1 protein-coding gene is annotated in these 1,426 nt (G+C 44.2%); it reads left to right on the top strand.

Annotated elements, in window-relative coordinates:
* Positions 1–116 precede the first annotated feature (116 nt).
* On the top strand, positions 117–1,280 hold the full coding sequence (locus IQ242_RS24710) for a pyridoxal phosphate-dependent aminotransferase (RefSeq protein WP_193961772.1): 1,164 nt from the start codon (positions 117–119) through the stop codon (positions 1,278–1,280).
* Positions 1,281–1,426: the final 146 nt, after the last annotated feature.

Raw genomic sequence — 1,426 nt, 5'->3', positions numbered from 1 at the left:
TCCCTAAGCGCCGCAATTCCGGAGATTATATAAAAAAACACCCAGAACAATCGAGGTGATGGACAATACTAAAGGTTGTGTAGGTCATCAGAAAAGCCCTTTCAGGGTAAAATACTATGAAACTAGCGTCACGAGTCAATCAAGTTACTCCCTCCCTTACCCTAGCTATCGACTCTCTGGCCAAGGAAATGAAGAAAAACGGCGAAGATGTCTGTAGTTTTAGCGCCGGGGAGCCAGATTTCGACACACCCACTCACATCAAAGCTGCCGCGAAAAAGGCCCTCGATGAGGGAAAAACTCGCTACGGACCGGCTGCCGGAGAACTGGGGTTAAGAAAAGCGATCGCCGAGAAATTGCTGCGGGATAATCAACTAGCATACAATGCCGATAATGTCATCGTTACCAATGGGGGTAAACAGTCTCTCTATAATCTGATCATGGCGTTAATTGAAGCGGGGGACGAAGTGATTATTCCCGCACCCTACTGGTTGAGTTATCCTGAAATGGTGACGTTAGCGGGGGGAACATCGATTATAGTGAACACTAGCCTAGAGAATCAGTATAAAATCACCCCTGAACAGCTAGAAGCGGCAATTACACCGAAAACTAAATTATTTGTTTTCAATTCTCCCTCTAATCCCACCGGCATTGTCTATACTCCCGAAGAAATCGCAGCTTTAGCAAAAATTGTGGTTGAAAAGGATATTTTAGTGGTTTCTGATGAAATTTACGAGAAAATCCTCTACGATGGCGCAATTCACCGCAGTATCGCTTCTTTTGGTCCGGAAATCTTTCAGCGCAGTATTATTAGTAATGGTTTTGCTAAAGCTTTCTCGATGACGGGGTGGCGCGTCGGTTACATAGCAGGACCGGTGGAAATTGTCAAGGCTATGACTAAGATCCAAAGTCATAGTACCTCCAATGTCTGCACTTTTGCCCAGTACGGTGCGATCGCTGCTTTGGAGAGTCCCCAAGATTGCATTGAGGAAATGGTCAAAGCTTTTAGCGAGCGCCGACAGTATATTTTAGAACGAGTGCGAGCAATCCCCGGACTCAATTGTCCTACTCCCAACGGTGCTTTTTATGTGTTTATCGATATTAGTCAAACTGGTTTAAAATCACGGGATTTTTGTCAGAAACTGCTCGAAACCCAAAAAGTAGCTGCTATCCCCGGTATTGCTTTCGGTGCCGATGATTGTATTCGTCTTTCCTATGCTACAGACCTAAAGACAATTGAGAAAGGATTCGATCGCATTGATAAGTTTATCGGCACTTTGTAGGATGATTACTTTGTCTGTTAGGGTGAATTTTGTTCGCCCTTTTTTTTCTGGTTTTAACAGCCAATTAAGTAAGTGGTTTCAATTAAATTGAAGATAGATTTTGTCTTTGATCCCCCCTGCCCCCATTGATAAGGGTGGTGCCGATC

It is taken from the genome of Microcystis sp. LEGE 08355, from assembly GCF_015207185.1.
GTDB classification, from domain to species: domain Bacteria; phylum Cyanobacteriota; class Cyanobacteriia; order Cyanobacteriales; family Microcystaceae; genus Microcystis; species Microcystis panniformis.
This window is presented reverse-complemented; position numbering and strand designations above follow the sequence as displayed.